Source organism: Massilia sp. P2_C2 (assembly GCF_056404615.1).
The window spans coordinates 1-572 of sequence record NZ_JBFUDR010000678.1; the positions used below are offsets into that span (position 1 = coordinate 1).

The 572-nt window shown below is 61.8% G+C and carries 1 protein-coding gene; it reads right to left on the reverse strand.

The features are described 5' to 3' along the window. Positions 1–67 precede the first annotated feature (67 nt). A partial coding sequence (locus AC1DYX_RS31820) for a branched-chain amino acid ABC transporter substrate-binding protein (protein ID WP_477266284.1) occupies positions 68–572 on the reverse strand: 505 nt, incomplete at its 5' end.

Below are 572 nucleotides of genomic sequence, written 5' to 3' on the forward strand. Positions count from 1 at the left end.
CAGCATCCGGCCGTAGGGTGGGCTCCCCGAGCCCACCAAATGCCGGCATCAAGTAAACACAAAGGGTTCAGCGGATCACGTCGAGCTTCGTCCGCTGGCCGCCTTTGTACGTGAACAGCGTCAGCGCGCCATCCTTGATGTCGCCGTTCGCATCGAACTGGATCGTGCCCGTCACGCCGTCGTACTTGATGTTCTTGAGTGCCGGCAGGTACTTGGCCGGATCGGCCGACTTGGCGTTCTGCATCGCCTTCGCCATCACCATCACGGAGTCGTAGACGTAGGGCGCGTACAACTGCACGTTCATATTGAATTTTTGCTTGTAGCGGGCGCGGAAGTCTTCCATCGCTTTTTCTTGCGGACCCTTGACGCCACCCGCTTCCGCGCAATACACGCGACCTTCGCCGAGGCCGTCGCCGRCCAGGCGGCCCAGCGCGTCCGTGCACATGCCGTCGCCGCCCATGAATACGGCGTTGATGCCGAGGGCCTTCATCTGCTTGAGCATCGGGCCGGCGACGGAGTCCATGCCGCCGAAGAAGATCAGGTCCGGCTTCTTCGCCTTGATCGAGGTGAGG